The organism is Pseudomonas sp. PKS, assembly GCF_051913525.1.
GTDB lineage: Bacteria > Pseudomonadota > Gammaproteobacteria > Pseudomonadales > Pseudomonadaceae > Aquipseudomonas > Aquipseudomonas guariconensis_D.
The window spans coordinates 69,180-87,773 of sequence record NZ_JBEGDO010000017.1 but is presented as its reverse complement, the minus strand read 5'-3'; the positions used below and the strand labels follow the sequence as shown (position 1 = coordinate 87,773).

The window sequence follows — 18,594 nt, the reverse complement described above, 5'->3', positions numbered from 1 at the left end:
GTTGGGCCCCGCTCAGATCTGGGTATAGCGCTCAGGGGGCTGGTGCAGGCTGATGCCAGCGTCGAACAGCACATTGACCAGTTCGACGATCATGATCGCCGACAACCCCCAGATCTTGTACTCGCCGTAGCGGTAGGCCGGCACGTACCAACTGCGCCCTTGGTAGTCGATACGGTGGGTATGGTCGCGCGGGTCCTGGCGGAAGAACGCCAGCGGAACCGTGAACACGGCGGCGATCTCCGCGTCGTTGGCCCGGTACTCGACGTAATCGGGGATAATCCCGACGAATGGCGTCACTTTAAGGCCATGCAGGGAGATCACCGGGCTCAGCGGACCGATGACTTCCACCAGCCCAGGCGGCAGACCGATTTCCTCCTCGGCCTCGCGCAGGGCGGTGAACACCAGGTCCGGATCCTCCGGGTCGCGTCTACCACCGGGGAAGGCAACCTCGCCTCCGTGGGTGGACAGCCCCTTGGCCCGCAGGGTCAGCACCAGCTCGGGCTCTTCGCTACGCGTGATGGGCAAGAGCACCGCCGCCTCGGGGAAACGCCGGTCGGTTTCCAGTGACGTGGGGGTGTGATTGCTCATTCGGCGAAGAAGCTCGTCCAGCATTGCACTCTCTCGATTCCAAGGCCTGCCCTGCATGATGCACCAAAGCTGTGAAGCACCCAAGCCCCGCCAGCAGGCCGCTTGCGCAGCGCAGGTCCGGCACGCCAAGATAGCTGCAGATAAAGGGAAGAACAGCATGAAATTCTGCAGCGCGTGCGGCCAGGCGGTCATTCAGCGGATCCCCGAGGGCGACAGCCGCCTGCGGTATGTCTGCGATCATTGCCATACCATCCATTACCAGAACCCCAACATCGTCGCCGGCGTGCTTCCCACCTGGGGCAGCCAAGTGCTTCTTTGTCGACGGGCGATCGAGCCGCGCCGGGGGTTCTGGACGCTGCCCGCCGGGTTCATGGAGAACGGTGAAACCCTCGATGCCGCCGCCCGACGTGAAACCGTCGAGGAGGCCTGCGCCCGGGTCGGGCAGATGAGCCTGTACCAGTTGTTCGACCTGCCCCACATCGACCAGGTGCATGTATTCTTCCGCGCCGAACTGGCCGATCTGGATTTTGCCGTGGGCGTGGAGAGCCTGGAGGTGCGCTTGTTCGAGGAACATGAAATTCCCTGGAACGAGTTGGCTTTCCGCACCGTCGTACGGACACTAGAATGCTATTATCGCGACCGCGTCGGGCAGCACTACCCCGTAGGCCATGAGTACCTGCCGCCGATGAACGTCACGTCGTCCACCACTTAGCTCTCAGGGATACGGTTTCATGCGTTGGTTGCTTGCCCTTTTCTGCCTTTCCGTTGCATCGGTGTCCCAGGCCGCCTTCACCGAGACCATCATTCGCAAGCCTGTCGAACCCTCAGCGGTCGCCAACCAACCGCTGATCGACAAAGTCCTGGTGATCAAGTCCGAACGCCGCCTGCAACTGATCAGTCGCGGCGAGCCACTCAAGACCTACCGCATCTCCCTGGGCAAGCAACCCAAAGGCACCAAAGAGCGCGAGGGCGACAGCAAGACGCCCGAAGGCCTCTACTGGCTGGACTGGCGCAAGGTCAGCGACCGCTTCAACCTGGCCATGCACATTTCCTACCCCAACATCAGTGATGCCGACCGCGCCCGCCGCGAGGGCGTCAGCCCAGGCGGCATGATCATGATCCATGGCACGCCGATCAATGACGACTACCCAGAGTGGTACTTCCATACCCTGGACTGGACCGAAGGCTGCATCGCCATGCGCAACAATGACATGCGCGAGGTCTGGGACATGGTCAAGGACGGGACGTTGATCGAGATCCGTCCCTGATTCCTACAATTCGATTGGCTTTGTAGGAAATTACACACATTAAACCCACACCCACCTGACGCCCAGTTGGGTACGGGACCGCATCCAAACGGTAAGTCGGATTCTTAGAATCCACGCAAAAAAGCACAGACGTGCAGACATTGCGGGGCTTCTCCATGCCGACTTCCTTGCGTCGCTTCGCCAGGCCGATGCTGGCCAGCCTGGCCCTTGCCTTGACGGTCCACCCACCTGCGTGGGCCAACGATCCCGCCACTTCGCAACTACGCGAGCAACAACGCACCCTGCAGCTTCAGGAACGCCGGCAACGCCTCGAACGATGGCAACGCCGCCGCCAGCCAGGCCCGCCACGGGACGATCCTGCCCCCCCTCGCGCAGATTCACGCTGCTGGCCCACCCCCGGGCTACGCCTGAGCGGGAACCGTGTGCTATCGAATCAGCAGCTGGAAGCCATCCTGCGGCCCCTCTGGCGCCCTTGCCTGAGCGTCGACGACGTCAACAGGCTGCTCAGGGGCATCACCGACAGCTACGTCCAGGCAGGTTATCCGGCCAGCCGCCCTTACCTGGCGCATCAGCCCCAGGCCGACGAGCCACTGGATATCGTCATCGTCGAAGGCTTCGTCGAGTCCATCGAACTGGCCGGCGCCGACCTGCCGCTTTCCTTGCGAGGCGCCTTTCCTGACCTGCTCGGCCACCCCTTGTACCTGCCCGCGCTCGAGCAAGGCCTGGACCAGCTCAACCGCCTGCGTGCCTATGACCTGAACGCCGAGCTGCTACCGGGTGAGATTCAGAATGGTACACGCGTTGTCATCCAGCCGCGCCGCACCGCTTCGCGCTGGCACCTGGACAGCCGCCTGGACAACCGCGGCAGCGACCTGACCGGTCGTCATCGCCTCAACCTTGGGCTGGGGCTGGACAGCCCACTGGGCTTGAATGACGACCTGCGCCTGGGCTTGGCCTCGACCGTCTTCGACGCACCTGGCCAAAGCCAAGGTGTGAACCTCTACTACAGCGTGCCCTATGGCCCGTGGAGCCTGGCCGTGAATGCCAGCTGGATGCGCTATCGCGCTCCCCTGCCGCAACGGCGTCAGGTCAGCGCCGGCGAAAGCCATCTCCAGGGCCTGAGCGTGGAACGCCTGCTCTGGCGCAACAGCCAAGGGATGTTGAGTGCGCTCGCCCGGCTGGACCGCAAGCAACTGGTCAACCGCATTCAAGGCACCGCGATCGCGCAGCAAAGCCCGAGGCTGACCACCTTGGAGGCCGGCCTCAACCTGCTGTGGCTCGAAGGGGGCCTGTGGAACGCCTACATGGGCGTGTCCCAGAACCTGGACTGGTTTGGCGCCGAGCATCCACTGCTGCCCGCCGAAAGGGCTGCGCAAACGCATTGGCGCAAGTACCGGGCCAGCGTCGTGCATTTGCGCCAGGGGCCTGCGCAATGGCCCTGGCGCTGGCACAGCGAGTTGCACCTGCAGTACAGCGAACAACCGCTTCCAGCGATCGAGCAACTGCTGCTGAGCGACGACGCCGCCGTTCGCGGCTGGCGTCAGGACACGGTCGCCGGTGCCAGCGGCGTGGTCTGGCGCAACACCTTCAGCCAGCCCCTGCCCTTCTCCCGGGCACTGGAGATACGCCCACACCTGGGCCTGGACTTGGGCTGGACACGCTTCACCCCCGCCAGCACTCCCAGCGAATCGCAGGTGGCGCCCTGGGTGTGGTGCTAGGGCCTCCCACCAATCACCTGCGCCTGGACTACCAACGAGCCCTGTACGCCAGCGAACGCAACCGGCGCTCGCTGGAACCTGGCCTCTGGGTCCTGGAGTGGACCCTAAGTCTCTGATCACACAACAAAAGAGAAAAAACAGTGACCCTTTCTACCCACCCCCAATCGATAAGCCCGGATGCCTTGCGCTGGGCCATTTTCATCGCCCTGGTGACGTGCTCCTGCGCCGTGGCCGCAGACGGCCTGCAACCGACCTCCGGGCCCGGCGGTACGCCGGTCGTCAACAACAGCCACGGCGTACCGGTGATCGACATCGTCGCCCCCAACGCCAACGGCCTGTCCCATAACCAGTTTCTCGACTACAACGTCGCCAAGCCCGGCGTGGTGCTCAACAACGCCTTGCAGCCTGGCCAATCACAGCTGGCCGGTGCCCTGAACGCCAATCCACAATTCCAGGGCCAGGCCGCTTCGACCATCCTGAGCGAAGTCGTCAGCCGCAACGCCTCGCTGATCGAAGGCCCGCAGGAGATTTTCGGCCGTGCCGCCGACTACATCCTGGCCAATCCCAATGGCATCACCCTCAATGGCGGCAGCTTCATCAACACCACGCGTGCAGGCCTGCTGGTCGGCACGCCGGAAATCCAGGATCAACAGATCCGCTTTCTCGACACCTTGAACGCCAGCGGTAGCCTGCAGGTGCTCGAAGGCGGGCAATCCAACCGCGAGGCGGCGCTGGAGCTGATCGCCCCGCGCATCGATCAGCAGGGGCCGCTCGAAGCGCGCACAGGCCTGAACCTGACTGTCGGGCGAAATCGCATCGATACCCAGGACGGGCAAATCATTCAGCACCTGCCCAGCGCCCCGGCCAGCATCGATGCCAGCCTGTTCGGCGCCATGCGTGCTGGACGCATCCGGGTGGTAAGCACTGCCGAAGGCGCAGGTGTACGCGTGGGCCCCTCCTCATTGAGTGCGGACGATGGCATCAGCGTCCATTCGGCAGGCACCCTGAACGTCAGCGGCACCGCCGACGAACGTGCACGTCTGCGCACCGAGCGGGGTGAACTCGCGTTGACCGCCGCTGGCGACCTGACGCTCGACGCCGTCGAGGCCAAAGCCGGGCGTATCGAATTCACTGCCGGCAACAAACTGACCCTGGACGCCAAGACTCGGGAAAGCCTCCAGCGCGATCACGAACAGTGGAACAACAAGTTCCTCTTCGTCACCACCGAGACCTACAACCGCGAGCGCACCACCACAGACCGTCAGCAGCAAGGGACACTGCTGCAAGCCGACGAGGGGATCGCACTGCAATCAGGGAATGACATGCGCCTGGTGGCGGCAGATCTTCGAACCCGAGGCGAGCTCAGGCTCGACAGTGCGGCCAGGCTCGATGTCGAAGCCGGCATCGACAGTCAACGGATCGAAGAACAGGTGCGCCACCGCAAGCACCTGTGGCGCGGCGACAGCGATACCGACCGCTACAAGGAAACCGCCAACGCCAGCCACCTGGAAGGCGGGCGCGTCGTGATGACGGCCGGCGATACGCTCAACGTGCAGGGCAGCCGCCTGCAAAGCCAGGGCGACACCGTGTTCAAGGCGCGCCAGGTGAGCGTGACCACGACCACCCTGCAGGACACAGGCACACAACGCGACTATCGGGGCGATCTGGTCTCCGGCGCCTTCTTCGGCTCACGCGATGGCAACGATCGCCAGGGCCAGACGGTGGCCGGCAGCGACCTCAAGGTAGGTGGCGACCTCGACATCATCGCCGATCAGGTCACGATCAAGGGCAGCACCCTGAGCAGCCAGGGCGATTCGATCCTGTTCAGCGAAAAGGGCCTGCTGGCCATCGAGGCCGATCGCGACCGCATCACCACGACCGAGCACGAGCGCGACAGCAAGCTGTTTGGCCTGTTCGGCAGTGACCAGACACGCACCACGCGCCAAGAGCAGGTGATCGTCAGCGACCTGAGCGCCACCAGCGACCTGCGCCTTGCCAGCGCCGAGGAGATGCGCCTGATCGGTGCCAAGGCCACGGCAGGCAAAACGCTGCAGGTGCAGGCCAAGGGCGACCTGCTGATCGCCAGCGCTCAAGCCCAGGCCCACCGCGAAACCCAGCAAGTACAGCGCGGCCTGACAGTCAGCGCCCGCCAGACCCAGGCTGCCCAGGACGGTAAGGCGGACTCGCGCCAGTTCGAAGCGAGCCTGGGGTACCAGGTAACCAACACCCAACAGCAGGTCGATCAGACGATGCAGGCACCCAGCGAACTCAAAGGGGCAACGGTAACCCTCGACAGCGGCACTCACCTACAGGTCAATGGCTCCAAGGTGCAGGCCACTGCCGGCACGCTCACCGCCCAGGCCCCGAAAATCTCCCTCGGCGCAACGCACGATACCGTGCGATCGACCACCGAAAAGACCCGCATCGAAGGAGGCCTCACAGTCTCGGGCGGCATCGACCGGCTGGGCAGCGCCACGACAGGCCAGCATCGCCAGGACACCACTGTCGAAAACGACAGCACGGCCGTGCGTAGCGAACTGCTGGCCAAGGGCGATCTGACGCTCTCTACCGCAACCCTCGCCAGCGACGCCGCCCGGGTGCAGGCAGGCGGGACCTTGCAGGTGAACGCAGGGCAGATCGACAACCGGGCCGTTGATGACCTCAACGAGCGCAAGCATGACGCCACCGGCTGGCGCGCCGGCCTTGGCGCCAGCCTGGAGTACCGCGACCTGACCCGGCCCATCGAACGCCTGGTCCAAGGCGAGGAGGCTGCGCGCTTCCAACAAGCCTCGGTCGAGGATGCCCTGGCCGCGCCCAGCATCGGCGGCGACTTGACTGTCGAGCACATCAAGCGTCTGGAAAACCTGCGACGAGGCTATGCACAGGTCAGCGAATTCACCGGCGCGTCGGTCCAGGTCAAGGCCGACCGGATCGAGGACCAAGGCACCCAATGGCGAGCCACTGCCGGCTCGCTGAAGATCGACGCCGGGCGCCATCAACTGAAAGCGGCCAGCGATACCCAGTCCGACACCCTCCAGCGCCTGGATGCCGGAGGCGACCTACGCGTGGACACCAGCACCGGGCAGGACATCAATGGCCGCGGTGCAGGCAAGGGAGGTTCTGTGGATAAAACGCAAACCCAGCTCACCGCACGCCCTGGCGGGCTGTTCGGCCAACAAGGCATCCAGATCCAGCTCGCAGGCCCGGGCCTTTATGAAGGCACGCGCATCGATGCAGGCGACGGCGCCCTCAGCGCGCAGAGCACCGGCAGCCTGACCATTGCCGCGGCCACTGACAGCACATCCGAGCAATCGCTCCAGCTCGCCGGCAATGCCTGGCTCAAGGGCGGCAATCGCCCCGGCAGTACCGGCCTTGAGGGGCGTGGCTATCTTGACCGCGAGCGCGAGCAACGCCAATCGAGCACCGCCCAGGTTACGCAGATCGACGCCAAAGGCGACGTCGCCCTCAAAAGCGGCGGCGACCTGCTGCTCGAAGGCCCCCGTATCGGCAGCCGGGAAGCGCCTACAGGCGAGGTCCGCCTGGACAGTGACGGCCTGCTGCAGGTCAAGGCCGCCCGCAATACCCAAGTGGCTAGTGGCAGCAAGATCGGTGGGGGCCTGGAACTGGCCGCCAAGACGGGTAACAGCAAAGGGGGCGCCCTGGGCGGCCACTTCACCCATGGAAAACTGGATGAAGACGCCAACCAAGCGGTCGACGCCCGCATCGACACTCGCGCAGAAGTGCACATGAGCAGCCGCGCCCGCGAGGATTTCGCCCTGCATGCGCAAGGTCTGCAGGTCTCGGCCACGCTGCTCGATCTGCAGACGCCCAATGGCGGCCTGCTGCTAGAGGCTTCAGGCAACCAGGACAAGCGCAGTAACCTGGACATCACCGGTGGCGCCGGCTTGACCCTCAGCCGAGGCGAACTCGACAGCCGCGGCCTGTATGGCCGGATCAAGCTCGACCTCGATAAACGCGACAACCAGATCTGGAATGCCAACACCCTACGCGCAGACCACATCAATCTGTACACCCAGGGCGATGCACGCTTCGAAGGTACCAGCCTGGGGGCCGGCCGCATCCAGGGCTCCGTCGGCGGCGACCTGTTGCTGGCCAGTCGCAAGGACCGCATCGATACCCTGACCGTCGGGGTAGACGCACGCTTGAGCCAAGAGAAGAACCCGCAGAGCTATACCAACGCCGCCAAAGCCCTGGCGGGCCCGGCAGCAAGCAAAGTCGGCAAGAAGACCAGCTCCGCCCTGAGCCAGGCCGAACCTGGCCTCTCCCCTACCTTCAAGCTGGACCTGTCCCATCAACAGCGCGACACCGTGGCCCATCAGGCCACCTTCAAGGGCACCGACGGCATCGCCCTCAAGGTCGGTGGCGATGCGAAGCTGGTGGGCGCACGCTTGCTGTCGGCAAATGGCCCTGTCGAGTTGGATGCAGCCTCGGTCACCCGCCAAACCCTGTCGGGCACCGACTACCGCCGGGATGTCTCGATCGACGCGTCCAACTCGCCGGTCGACCTGGGGACCGCCATCGCCGAGCTGGCGAAGGACAAGGGCGCGGCCGAGGGCGACAACCCGATGGATCTGGGGCTGGTGCGCACCAGCGGACACAACCGCACTGAGCAATGGACCTCGCACATCGAGCAGAAGCGTCGCTAGGCCAACCGTGGCACGAGCAGGCATGCCTGCTCGTGTTCGAGGGCAAGGCCATCCATCACACATCCTGAAAACCAATCCTGGCCGTGACGAACGGGTTTCGGCGACCCTTTCATGGTTTTGCCAAAAAATCGTCATACTTTGCGTTCAAAGTCGCGGTCTTCCTTCCACTCAGCAACGCAAGGACACCCTGATGAGTCGAGAAAGCGGCGATAACCTTGATCGCAACTCCAGCGGCAATCTGCCAATGGCCAGTGTCATGGATGCCTACCTGAGCCGGCGCAGTGTCATGCGCGGCAGCTTGGGGGCGGCCATCGCGCTGATCGCAGGGGCAGGCCTGACCGGCTGCCTGGGCAGTGGCGCCAACCAAGGCACGCCGGCTCCGGCCCGTCCCGCCACTCCCAGGCCCAGACTGGGGTTCCAGTCGATCCCCGGCTCGCGTACCGATGGCTGCGCAGTGGCCGCCGGCTACAGCGCCTATGTCCTGGCGCCCTGGGGCACACCGTTGAACGGCAAGGCCAGCCCCTGGAAAGCCGACGGCAGTAACACATCCACAGATCAGGCCAACGCCATGGGCATGCACCACGACGGCATGCACTTCTTCCCCATCGGTGGCAGTTCCGACGATGGCCTGCTGGCAATCAACTTCGAATACATCGACCCTGCCGCGCTGCACCCGAACGGCCCGACCACCTCTGCCAATGGCAAGCGCCCGGCCGAAGAAGTGCGCAAGGAGATCAACGCCCACGGCGCCGGCGTGGTTCGCCTGCGCAAACTCAATGGGCGCTGGCAGGTGGTCGACAATGACCCGCTCAACCGCCGTTTCACCACCGCCTCGCTGATGGAGATCGCCGGCCCTCTGCGCGGCAGCGACCACGTCAAGACCCGGTTCTCGCCCGCCGGCACCCAGTGCCGTGGCACCAACAACAACTGCGGTAACGGCTATACACCCTGGGGCACCTACCTCACGTGCGAGGAAAACTGGCCCGGCATCTTCGTCAACAAGGGCACCCGCCCTGCCGACCAGGTGCGCATCGGCGTGGCCACCTCGAGCGGCCAGTACGGCTGGGAGAGCGCCGCAGGTGACCGCAGCGAAGCCAACGGCGAGTTCGCCCGCTTCGATATCACCCCTCGCGGCGCCAGTGCCACCGAGGACTACCGCAACGAAGCCAGCACTTACGGCTACATCGTCGAGATCGACCCGTACGACGCCCGCACGCGCGCCGTCAAACGCACCGCGCTGGGCCGGTTCCGCCATGAGGGCTGCTGTCCTGGCCTGGCGGTAGCCGGCAAACCGCTGGTCTGGTACATGGGCGACGACTCCAACAATGAATACCTGTACAAGTTCGTCTCCGATGCCGTCTGGGACCCTGCCGACGCCAACCCGAGCGATAGACTGGCCACCGGCGCCAAGTACCTGGACCACGGCAAGCTCTACGTGGCGCGCTTCGATGCCGACGGCACCGGCCACTGGCTGTTGCTCGCCCCCGGCACGGCCACCACCGGCGGTGGCACCTTGGGTGCGATGTACGGCGACCTGGCGGGGATCATTCTCAATACCCGGGGTGCTGGCGATGCCGTGGGGGCAACGCCCATGGACCGCCCGGAGTGGACGGCGGTCAATCCCCTCAATGGTGACGCCTACGTCACCCTGACCAACAACAGCGAACGCACACCGGCCAAGGTCGATGCGGCCAACCCACGCGGCCCGAACCGCCACGGCCACATCATCCGCTGGCACGACAACGACGATCAGCGCAGCTTCACCTGGGACATCTTCGTCTTTGGCGCCAATGCCGACGGCGGTGCCGACATCAATTGTTCGGGCCTGACCGAACTGAACCAGTTCGCCAGCCCCGATGGGATGAGTTTCGATAGCCGTGGTGTGCTGTGGTTCGAGACCGACAACAGCGAATCGAGCGTGACCCGCTATACCAACGACCAGTTGCTCGCGGTGATCCCCACCGATCTGGTGGACGCAAACGGCAGGCAAGTGCCTATCGATGCCCGCAACCAGGCAGACTTGCGCCGCTTCTTCGTTGGGCCGAACGGCTGCGAAGTGACTGGCATCACCTTCACTCCCGACAACAAGACGTTGTTCGTCAACATCCAGCATCCGGCCAACTGGCCGCACAGCGACATCGCTACCGACGCCACCCCCACGGGCAGCCGTGTGCGGCCTCGGTCGTCGACCGTGGTGATTCAACGCAAGGATGGAGGAGAGATCGGCATCGGCTGATGCTTGTAGAAAGGGCCGCTACGCGTCCCATCGCAAGCTTCGCCAGCTCCCACGGAGTGGAACGAACGCGCTGCGATGGGCTGCATAGCGGCCCCTGGGATCACACGAACGGGATCAGAACTCGGCGAGCCGCCAGACCTCGTAGGCTGGCGTCTCGTACGGGTGGCTCGCCTTGAGCGCGGCGACGACTTGGGCGATCAACTCATCCGCCACCACCAACTCGACCTTCCACTCCTCCACCTGCTCGACCTGACCAGTCTGCCCGAGGTACGGCTGGCTGCCGTCCAACGGGCGGAACTGGCCCAGGCCCTGCGTCTGCCAAGCACAGTGGTCATAGTCGCCGATGCGTCCGCCGCCTGCGGCGAACACAGCGGCCTTGACCACTTCCACATGGCTCGGCGGCACGAAGAAGGCGAGCTTGTACACGCTTAGTTCACCCAGACGCGCGCATTGCGGAACATGCGCATCCAGGCGCCGTCTTCCTGCCACTCGTCCGGACGCCAGGAGTTCTGCACGGCACGGAACACACGCTCGGGGTGCGGCATCATGATGGTCACGCGACCGTCGCGGCTGGTGAGGCCGGTGATACCACGCGGCGAGCCGTTCGGGTTGGCCGGGTAGGCCTCGGTGACCTTGCCGTGGTTGTCGACGAAGCGCAGGGCCACGCAACCGGACAGGTCCGCTTCCAGCAGGGCTTGCTCGCTGGCGAACTCGGCATGGCCTTCACCGTGGGCGATGGCGATCGGCATGTGCGAACCGGCCATGCCCTGCAGGAAGATCGAGTTGGACTTCTGCACCTCGACCATCGCCACACGCGCCTCGAACTGCTCCGAGCGGTTACGCACGAAGTGCGGCCAGTACTCGGTGCCCGGGATGAGTTCGTGCAGGTTGGACATCATCTGGCAACCGTTGCACACGCCCAGGGCGAAGCTGTCGTTACGCTCGAAGAACGCCTGGAAGGCTTCGCGGGCGCGGCTATTGAACAACGCCGACTTGGCCCAGCCCTCACCGGCGCCCAGCACGTCACCGTAGGAGAAGCCACCGCAGGCCACCAGGCCCTTGAACTCGGCGAAGTCGACACGACCGGCGAGAATGTCGCTCATGTGCACATCGATGGCGGCAAAGCCTGCACGGTCGAAGGCGGCAGCCATCTCGACCTGGCCGTTGACGCCCTGCTCGCGCAGGATGGCCACTTGCGGGCGCACACCCTTCTTGATGTAGGGCGCTGCGATGTCGTCGTTGACGTCGAAGCCCAGCTTGACCGACAGGCCTGGGTTTTCTTCTTCCAGCAGGACGTCGAATTCCTGGTCGGCGCAGTCAGCGTTGTCACGCAGGCGCTGGATCTGGTAGCTGGTCTCGGCCCACTGGCGCTGCAGCAGACGACGCTGGTCGTCGAACAGCACTTCGCCATTGAGGCTGATGGACACTTCGCCGTTGTTGACCGGCTTACCGATCACCGCGACGCAGTCGCCCAGGCCAGCGGCACTGAACTGTGCCAGCACGTCCGGGGTGGCGTCCTGGCGAACCTGGATGACCGCGCCCAGCTCTTCGTTGAAGAGGATGGCCGGTACGTCGCCCTTGCTGTCGGTCAGCGGATCGAGTTGCAGGTCCAGACCGCAGTGGCCGGCGAAGGCCATTTCCAGCACGGTGGTCAGCAGGCCGCCGTCGGAACGGTCGTGGTAGGCCAGCAGGTGGCCGTCGGCGTTCAGGCCCTGGACGACCGCGAAGAAGGCCTTGAGATCCTCAGGGTCGTCGACGTCCGGCGCCTGGGCACCGAGCTTGCCGAAGGTCTGGGCCAGGATCGAGGCGCCCATGCGGTTCTTGCCGCGGCCCAGGTCGATCAGGATCAGGTCGGTCTCGCCCTTGTCCATGCGCAGTTGCGGGGTCAGGGTGTCACGGATGTCGACCACCGGTGCGAAGCCGCTGACGATCAGCGACATCGGTGCGGTGACGCTCTTCTCGACGCCGTCTTCGCTCCACTTGGTCTTCATCGACATGGAGTCCTTGCCGACCGGAATGGTCAGGCCCAGCTCAGGGCACAGCTCCATGCCGACGGCCTTGACGGTGTCGTACAGGCGGGCGTCTTCACCCGGGTGGCCAGCGGCGGACATCCAGTTGGCCGACAGTTTGATGTCGGAGAGCTTCTCGATACGGGCACCGGCCAGGTTGGTCAGCACCTCGCCGATGGCCATGCGGCCGGAGGCCGGGGCGTCGAGCAGGGCCAATGGGGTGCGCTCGCCCATGGCCATGGCCTCGCCGGTGTAGACGTCGAAGCTGGCGGCGGTGACGGCGCAGTCGGCCACCGGGACCTGCCACGGGCCGACCATCTGGTCGCGGGCGACCAGGCCGGTGATGGTGCGGTCGCCGATGGTGATCAGGAAGCTCTTGCTGGCAACAGCCGGGTGGCGCAGGACGCGCTCGACGGCGTTATCCAGGTCCAGCGTGCTCGGGTCGAAGTCATCGCCAAGCTCGGCTTCACGGGTGACCGAGCGGTGCATGCGCGGCGGCTTGCCCAGCAGCACGTCCAGCGGCATGTCCACCGGGGTGTTGTCGAAATGGCTGTCGGTGACGGTGAGGTGTTTCTCCTCGGTGGCTTCGCCGACCACGGCGAACGGGCAGCGCTCGCGCTCGCAGATGGCCTTGAAGCGCTCGAAGTCCTCGGCGCTGACCGCCAGCACGTAACGCTCCTGGGACTCGTTGCTCCAGATCTCGTGCGGGGCCATGCCCGGCTCGTCGTTGGGCACGTTGCGCAGTTCGAAACGGCCACCGCGACCACCGTCGTTGACCAGTTCAGGGAAGGCGTTGGAAATACCACCGGCGCCGACGTCATGGATGAAGGCGATCGGGTTCTTGTCGCCCAGCTGCCAGCAGCGGTCGATGACCTCCTGGCAACGGCGTTCCATTTCCGGGTTTTCGCGTTGTACCGAGGCGAAGTCCAGGTCGGCGGAGCTGGCGCCGGTGGCAACCGACGAAGCCGCGCCGCCACCCAGGCCAATAAGCATGGCCGGGCCGCCGAGCACGATCAGCTTGGCGCCGACAGTGATTTCGCCCTTCTGCACGTGGTCTTCACGGATGTTGCCCATGCCACCGGCGAGCATGATCGGCTTGTGGTAGCCGCGCACTTCTTCACCACGCGGGGTGTCGATGGCCTGCTCGAAGGTACGGAAGTAGCCGGTCAGGGCCGGACGGCCGAACTCGTTGTTGAATGCGGCGCCGCCCAGGGGGCCTTCGACCATGATGTCGAGAGCGTTGACGATACGACCCGGCTTGCCATAGGCCTGCTCCCACGGCTGTTCGAAGCCAGGGATGCGCAGGTTGGAAACGGTGAAGCCGGTCAGGCCGGCCTTGGGCTTGGCGCCACGACCGGTGGCGCCTTCGTCGCGGATCTCGCCGCCGGAGCCGGTGGAGGCGCCGGAGAACGGGGCGATGGCGGTCGGGTGGTTGTGGGTCTCGACCTTCATCAGGATATGCACCGGCTCCTGGACCGCGCCGTATTGGCGGGTTTCAGGATTCGGGAAGAAGCGGCCCGCCACGTGGCCGACGATGACCGAGGCGTTGTCCTTGTACGCGGACAGCACGCCTTCGCTGTGCATCTGGTAGGTATTCTTGATCATGCCGAACAGGCTCTTTTCCTGAGCCTGGCCGTCGATGTCCCAACTGGCGTTGAAGATCTTGTGGCGGCAGTGTTCGGAGTTGGCCTGGGCGAACATCATCAGCTCGATGTCGTTCGGGTTGCGCTTGAGGCCCTGGAAGGCATTGACCAGGTAGTCGATCTCGTCTTCGGCCAGGGCCAGGCCCAGGTCGACGTTGGCCTGTGCCAGCGCCGCGCGGCCACCGCCGAGAATATCCACGGAGGTCATCGGCTTGGGCTGGGCGTGGCTGAACAGATCGGCGGCGTCTTCCAGGCGGGCCAGCACACGCTGGGTCATGCGGTCGTGCAGCTCGGCGGCGATCAGTGCGGCGTCGGCATCGGACAGCTCACCGGCGACGTAGTAGGCGATACCGCGCTCAAGGCGCTGGATGCTCTGCAGGCCGCAGTTGTGGGCGATATCGCTGGCCTTACTGGCCCAGGGCGAGATGGTGCCCAGGCGCGGGACCACCAGGAACAGGCGACCGGCCGGCTCCTGGACCGGAACGCTCGGACCGTACTTGAGCAGACGCCCCAGCACCTGCTGCTGGTCGGCGGTCAGCTCGCCATCGACATCGGCGAAGTGGGCGAATTCGGCATACAAACCAGTAACAGCGGGGACTTTCTGGCTCAGTTGCTCGAGTAACTTACCGTGGCGGAAGGCAGAAAGGGCAGGAGCGCCGCGCAGGATCAACATCGTCGGGACAGCCTCAGGAAGGGGTGTGCTTAGAGGCCGTGCATTCTAGCCTAATTCGCAGACTTTCGGCACCCGCTCTAAGCCAATGCTGCCGGGCGGCGGAACCGGACTTCGGGGTCAGAAATGCAGCTTCAAACTGCAAGCCCCAAACGCAAAGAAAATGCAGGCTGCCACTGCCCGCTTTTCGCTTACGGCTTACGGCCTGCCGCTTGCCACTCGAACCAACTAGCAGACCTGCCAACCATTGTCGAGATATGGCGGGACCGGTCCTTTGCGTATACTGCAACCTATGTTCGCCCTCACTGCTTTGCGCCAGCGCTGCGCCAGATGGCTCTTCGCAACCGGACTCTTCCTGCTGCTCGGTGCCTGTGTTGAAAAACCCAGCACCCTCGAGCGCGTCAAGGAGGACGGCGTGCTGCGCGTGATAACCCGTAACAGCCCCGCCACCTATTTCCAGGACCGCAACGGTGAAACCGGCTTCGAGTACGAACTGGTCAAGCGTTTTGCCGACGACCTGGGCGTGAAGCTCGAAATCGAGACCGCCGACAGCCTCGATGATCTGTTCGACCAGCTGGGCAAGCCCTCCGGCCCGGTGCTGGCCGCCGCCGGACTGGTCAGCAGCGAAAAACGCACGACCCAGGCAAGATTCTCCCACCCCTATCTCGAGGTGACCCCACAGGTCATCTACCGCAATGGCCGCTCACGCCCCACCAATGTCAAGGGGCTCATCGGCAAGAAGATCATGGTGCTCAAGGGCAGCAGCCACGCCGATCAACTGGCCGAACTGAAAAAGCAGAACCCTGCCCTGGAATACGAAGAGTCCGACGCGGTCGAGGTCGTTGACCTCCTGCGCATGGTCGATGAAGGTCAGATCGACCTGACCCTGGTGGATTCCAACGAACTGGCCATGAACCAGGTCTACTTCCCCAACGTCCGGGTGGCCTTCGACCTGGGGGATTCCCGCGATCAACGCTGGGCGGTTGCCGCCGGTGAAGACAACAGCCTGCTCAACGAGGTCAACGAGTTTCTCGACAAGTCGCAGAAGAACGGCACCCTTCAGCGCCTGAAAGATCGCTACTACGGCCATGTCGACGTGCTCGGCTATGTCGGCGCCTACACGTTCGCCCAGCACCTGCAACAGCGCCTGCCCAAGTACGAGAAGCATTTTCGCGCCACCGCCAAGGTCGAGCAGGTGGACTGGCGCCTGCTGGCGGCGATCGGTTATCAGGAGTCGATGTGGCAGCCGGAGGTCACCTCCAAGACTGGCGTGCGCGGCCTGATGATGCTGACCCAACGCACCGCCCAGGCCATGGGCGTGTCCAATCGCCTGGACCCGAAACAGAGCATTCAGGGCGGAGCCAAGTACTTCATGGTGGTCAAGGACCAGCTCGACGAGAGCATCAAGGAACCGGATCGCACCTGGTTTGCCCTCGCCGCCTACAACGTCGGCAGCGGCCACTTGGACGATGCTCGCATGCTGGCCAAGCGAGAAGGCCTGAACCCGAACAAGTGGCTGGACGTGAAGAAGATGCTGCCGCGCCTGTCGCAGAAGCAGTGGTACCGCAAGACCCGCTACGGCTATGCCCGCGGCGGCGAACCGGTGCACTTCGTGGCCAACATCCGTCGTTACTACGACATCCTCACCTGGGTGACCCAGCCGCAGCTCGAGGGCCAGGTGGCCGAAGGCAACCTGCATGTGCCGGGGGTCAACAAGGACAAGCCGGCCGAACAGCCCTCACCGATGTAACGTACAGCCGTTGCTAGCCCTTAGCCCGCCGTGCCTTGAAGAAATCGCTCAGAATCTGCCCACACGCCTCGGCCAATACCCCTCCCTCGAACATCACCCGATGATTCAAAAAGCCCTGGGTGAAGAACTGCCCCTGGCTCTGCACGATCCCGGCCTTGGGTTCCAACGCGCCATAGACCACCCGGGCAATGCGCGAATGCACGATCAGCCCGGCGCACATGCTGCACGGCTCCAGCGTCACGTACAGCGTACTGCCGGGCAATCGGTAGTTGCTGGCGGCCTTCGCGGCAGCACGGATAGCCACCATCTCGGCGTGCGCACTGGGATCGCTGTCGGTGATAGGACGGTTGAAGCCCTGTCCGATGACCTGGCCATGCTGCACCAGTACTGCGCCAACCGGCACCTCACCCATGGCCGCCCCCTGTGCGGCGAGTTCCAGGGCCAGTTGCATGAACTCCTGATCGCGGCTGCGATCGATGATCTGCGGACGCATCAGACCACCGCGATCGCGGCCATCAGGCCGGTTTCCATGTGGTCGATCACATGGCAATGGAACATCCAGGTGCCTGGGTTATCGGCCACCAGCGCTATCTGGGCGCGTTCGTTCTTGCCCAGCAAATAGGTATCGGTGAACCAAGGTTCGACGATCTTGCGGCGATTGGACGAAATCACCTTGAAACTCATGCCATGCAAATGAATGGGGTGCTGGTACTGGGTCATGTTCTTGAGTTCGAAGATGTAACTCTTGCCCTTCTTCAGCGTGGCGATCGGGCGATCGGCGCAGGTCTTGTCGGTGATGTCCCACGCCTGACCGTTGATCTGCCACAGGCTCGGTGGGCGGCCGTTGTCGGTATCCACCGACACCTTGCCGGCCCATTCGAAATTGAAGTTGAGCTTTTGCGCATTCTCCAGGTCCGGCTCGGCGATCGGATTGGCCGGCAGCGCCTTGGGCCAGTCCCCCGGCGCTTGGTCGCTGGCCACCGAACGCAGGGTCCCCAGGCGCACAAAGCCGTCACGCAGAGAAATCTCCTCGCCTGCCTCGGGGATACGGATCGCCAGGCAGATGCGCATGCCTGGGCCGAGCCAGTAGTCCTCCTCCAATACGCGCGGGGTGACGGGATTGCCATCGAGCGCGTACACCCGCGCCTCGCAGTTGCCCTTGAGGTTGATGCGGTAGGTCCAGGTGTTGTCCAGGTTCAACAGACGTACCCGCACCACCTGGCCTGCCGGCAGCTCGGTGACCGCGTCCGCCTGGCCGTTGATGGTGATCAGGCGCCCAGCCGTACCGTTGCGCGCGGCTTCGCGCGGGATGCTGAACGGCAGCCAGGCGCCCTGCTCGTCCACGTGCCAGTTCTTCAGGCTCAAGGTCCGCTCATGCAGGAAACCGGTAGGCTCGCGCTCCTCGACGATCAGCGGACCGACCAGGCCGCGCCCCAGCTCTTCGGAACTGCTGACGTGGGGGTGATACCAGTAGCTGCCGGCATCGGGCACGCGGAACTTGTAGTCGAAGAACTCGCCCGGCTTGACTGGCAATTGCGAAACGTAAGGCACCCCGTCCATTTCCAGCGGCAGCCGGATGCCGTGCCAATGAATGGTTGTTTCCACCGGCAGGTGATTGATGAAGCGCACCCGCAACCAGGTGCCCTGACGGACACGCAGTTCAGTACCTGGCGCCGAGGGGCCAAAAGCCCAGGCCTCGGTTTTGAACCCCGGCACCAGCTCCACGTCCAGCGGGGCAGCGATCAGTTCATAATCGTGCCCGGCGTTCTCGTCCTCGACTTTACCCAGCCAATAACGCGCCGCACCTCCGGCGCCCAGGCCAACCACGGCAAGGCCGGTCAGGCCCTTGAGCATTTGTCGACGGGTAAAGGACATCGGTGCGGGTACCTCGTTTCTGCGCAATCAGTCTGCCAGCAGTGCTGGCAATGAAGGGCGAATACGATACACCTGCATTTGCGAAAGATTAAGTGAAGTCTTGAGCTGACGCCTGGATCACCTTGTCACAGCATGAACACGCAGAAGAACAGACAGCCCAGTATCCTCTG

The 18,594-nt window shown here is 64.3% G+C and carries 10 protein-coding genes and 1 pseudogene; 6 read left to right on the top strand and 5 right to left on the bottom strand.

Annotation, left to right across the window (positions count from 1 at the left end):
* Positions 1-12 precede the first annotated feature (12 nt).
* Positions 13-612: a CoA pyrophosphatase gene (locus tag ABOA88_RS17355; RefSeq protein WP_070574714.1), complete on the bottom strand. Its 600-nt coding sequence runs from the start codon at positions 610-612 to the stop codon at positions 13-15.
* 133 nt (positions 613-745) lie between these two features.
* Here ABOA88_RS17355 and ABOA88_RS17350 point away from each other — a divergent pair, with 133 nt between their 5' ends.
* From ABOA88_RS17350 to ABOA88_RS17330, 5 genes and pseudogenes are all read left to right on the top strand, one after another.
* Entirely contained in the window at positions 746-1,300 is a 555-nt protein-coding gene (locus ABOA88_RS17350; protein WP_196167652.1) for an NUDIX hydrolase, read from the top strand.
* Positions 1,301-1,319: 19 nt separating this feature from the next.
* The gene (locus ABOA88_RS17345; protein ID WP_196167653.1) at positions 1,320-1,856 is read left to right on the top strand and encodes a L,D-transpeptidase family protein; all 537 of its coding nucleotides are present in this window, start codon (positions 1,320-1,322) and stop codon (positions 1,854-1,856) included.
* Positions 1,857-2,011: 155 nt separating this feature from the next.
* Positions 2,012-3,690, top strand: a pseudogene (locus tag ABOA88_RS17340) (ShlB/FhaC/HecB family hemolysin secretion/activation protein).
* Between the two features lie 24 nt (positions 3,691-3,714).
* Positions 3,715-8,241: a hemagglutinin repeat-containing protein gene (locus ABOA88_RS17335; protein ID WP_367851454.1), complete on the top strand. Its 4,527-nt coding sequence runs from the start codon at positions 3,715-3,717 to the stop codon at positions 8,239-8,241.
* Between the two features lie 190 nt (positions 8,242-8,431).
* Positions 8,432-10,477 carry a PhoX family protein gene (locus ABOA88_RS17330; RefSeq protein WP_367851455.1) on the top strand — a complete coding sequence of 682 codons (2,046 nt, stop codon included), beginning with the start codon at positions 8,432-8,434 and terminating at the stop codon, positions 10,475-10,477.
* 114 nt (positions 10,478-10,591) lie between these two features.
* On the opposite strand, the gene ABOA88_RS17325 is transcribed toward ABOA88_RS17330, so the two are convergent.
* Both ABOA88_RS17325 and purL read right to left on the bottom strand, forming a co-directional pair.
* Positions 10,592-10,903 carry a Nif3-like dinuclear metal center hexameric protein gene (locus ABOA88_RS17325; RefSeq protein ID WP_043212432.1) on the bottom strand — a complete coding sequence of 104 codons (312 nt, stop codon included), beginning with the start codon at positions 10,901-10,903 and terminating at the stop codon, positions 10,592-10,594.
* A gap of 2 nt (positions 10,904-10,905) precedes the next feature.
* The gene (purL, locus tag ABOA88_RS17320) at positions 10,906-14,802 is read right to left on the bottom strand and encodes a phosphoribosylformylglycinamidine synthase (protein WP_367851456.1); all 3,897 of its coding nucleotides are present in this window, start codon (positions 14,800-14,802) and stop codon (positions 10,906-10,908) included.
* Positions 14,803-15,091: 289 nt separating this feature from the next.
* Between purL and mltF the strand changes: the two genes are divergently transcribed.
* Positions 15,092-16,549, top strand: a complete 1,458-nt coding sequence (mltF, locus tag ABOA88_RS17315; RefSeq protein ID WP_196167798.1) for a membrane-bound lytic murein transglycosylase MltF — start codon at positions 15,092-15,094, stop codon at positions 16,547-16,549.
* Positions 16,550-16,562: 13 nt separating this feature from the next.
* Here the strand turns inward: mltF and tadA are convergent, their stop codons facing one another.
* Positions 16,563-17,042: a tRNA adenosine(34) deaminase TadA gene (gene tadA, locus ABOA88_RS17310; RefSeq protein ID WP_196167658.1), complete on the bottom strand. Its 480-nt coding sequence runs from the start codon at positions 17,040-17,042 to the stop codon at positions 16,563-16,565.
* A complete protein-coding gene (locus ABOA88_RS17305) occupies positions 17,042-18,424 on the bottom strand; it encodes a multicopper oxidase family protein (RefSeq protein WP_196167659.1) in 1,383 nt (460 codons plus the stop codon). Before ABOA88_RS17305 ends, tadA begins: the two co-directional genes overlap by 1 nt.
* Positions 18,425-18,594 lie beyond the last annotated feature (170 nt).

Bases quoted from the DNA above. Each gene is read 5' to 3' on its own strand.
- ABOA88_RS17355 (WP_070574714.1), bottom strand. From the start codon at position 612: ATGCTGGACGAGCTTCTTCGCCGAATGAGCAATCACACCCCCACGTCA.
- ABOA88_RS17350 (WP_196167652.1), top strand. From the start codon at position 746: ATGAAATTCTGCAGCGCGTGCGGCCAGGCGGTCATTCAGCGGATCCCC.
- ABOA88_RS17345 (WP_196167653.1), top strand. From the start codon at position 1,320: ATGCGTTGGTTGCTTGCCCTTTTCTGCCTTTCCGTTGCATCGGTGTCC.
- ABOA88_RS17330 (WP_367851455.1), top strand. From the start codon at position 8,432: ATGAGTCGAGAAAGCGGCGATAACCTTGATCGCAACTCCAGCGGCAAT.
- purL (WP_367851456.1), bottom strand. From the start codon at position 14,802: ATGTTGATCCTGCGCGGCGCTCCTGCCCTTTCTGCCTTCCGCCACGGT.
- mltF (WP_196167798.1), top strand. From the start codon at position 15,092: ATGTTCGCCCTCACTGCTTTGCGCCAGCGCTGCGCCAGATGGCTCTTC.
- tadA (WP_196167658.1), bottom strand. From the start codon at position 17,042: ATGCGTCCGCAGATCATCGATCGCAGCCGCGATCAGGAGTTCATGCAA.
- ABOA88_RS17305 (WP_196167659.1), bottom strand. From the start codon at position 18,424: ATGTCCTTTACCCGTCGACAAATGCTCAAGGGCCTGACCGGCCTTGCC.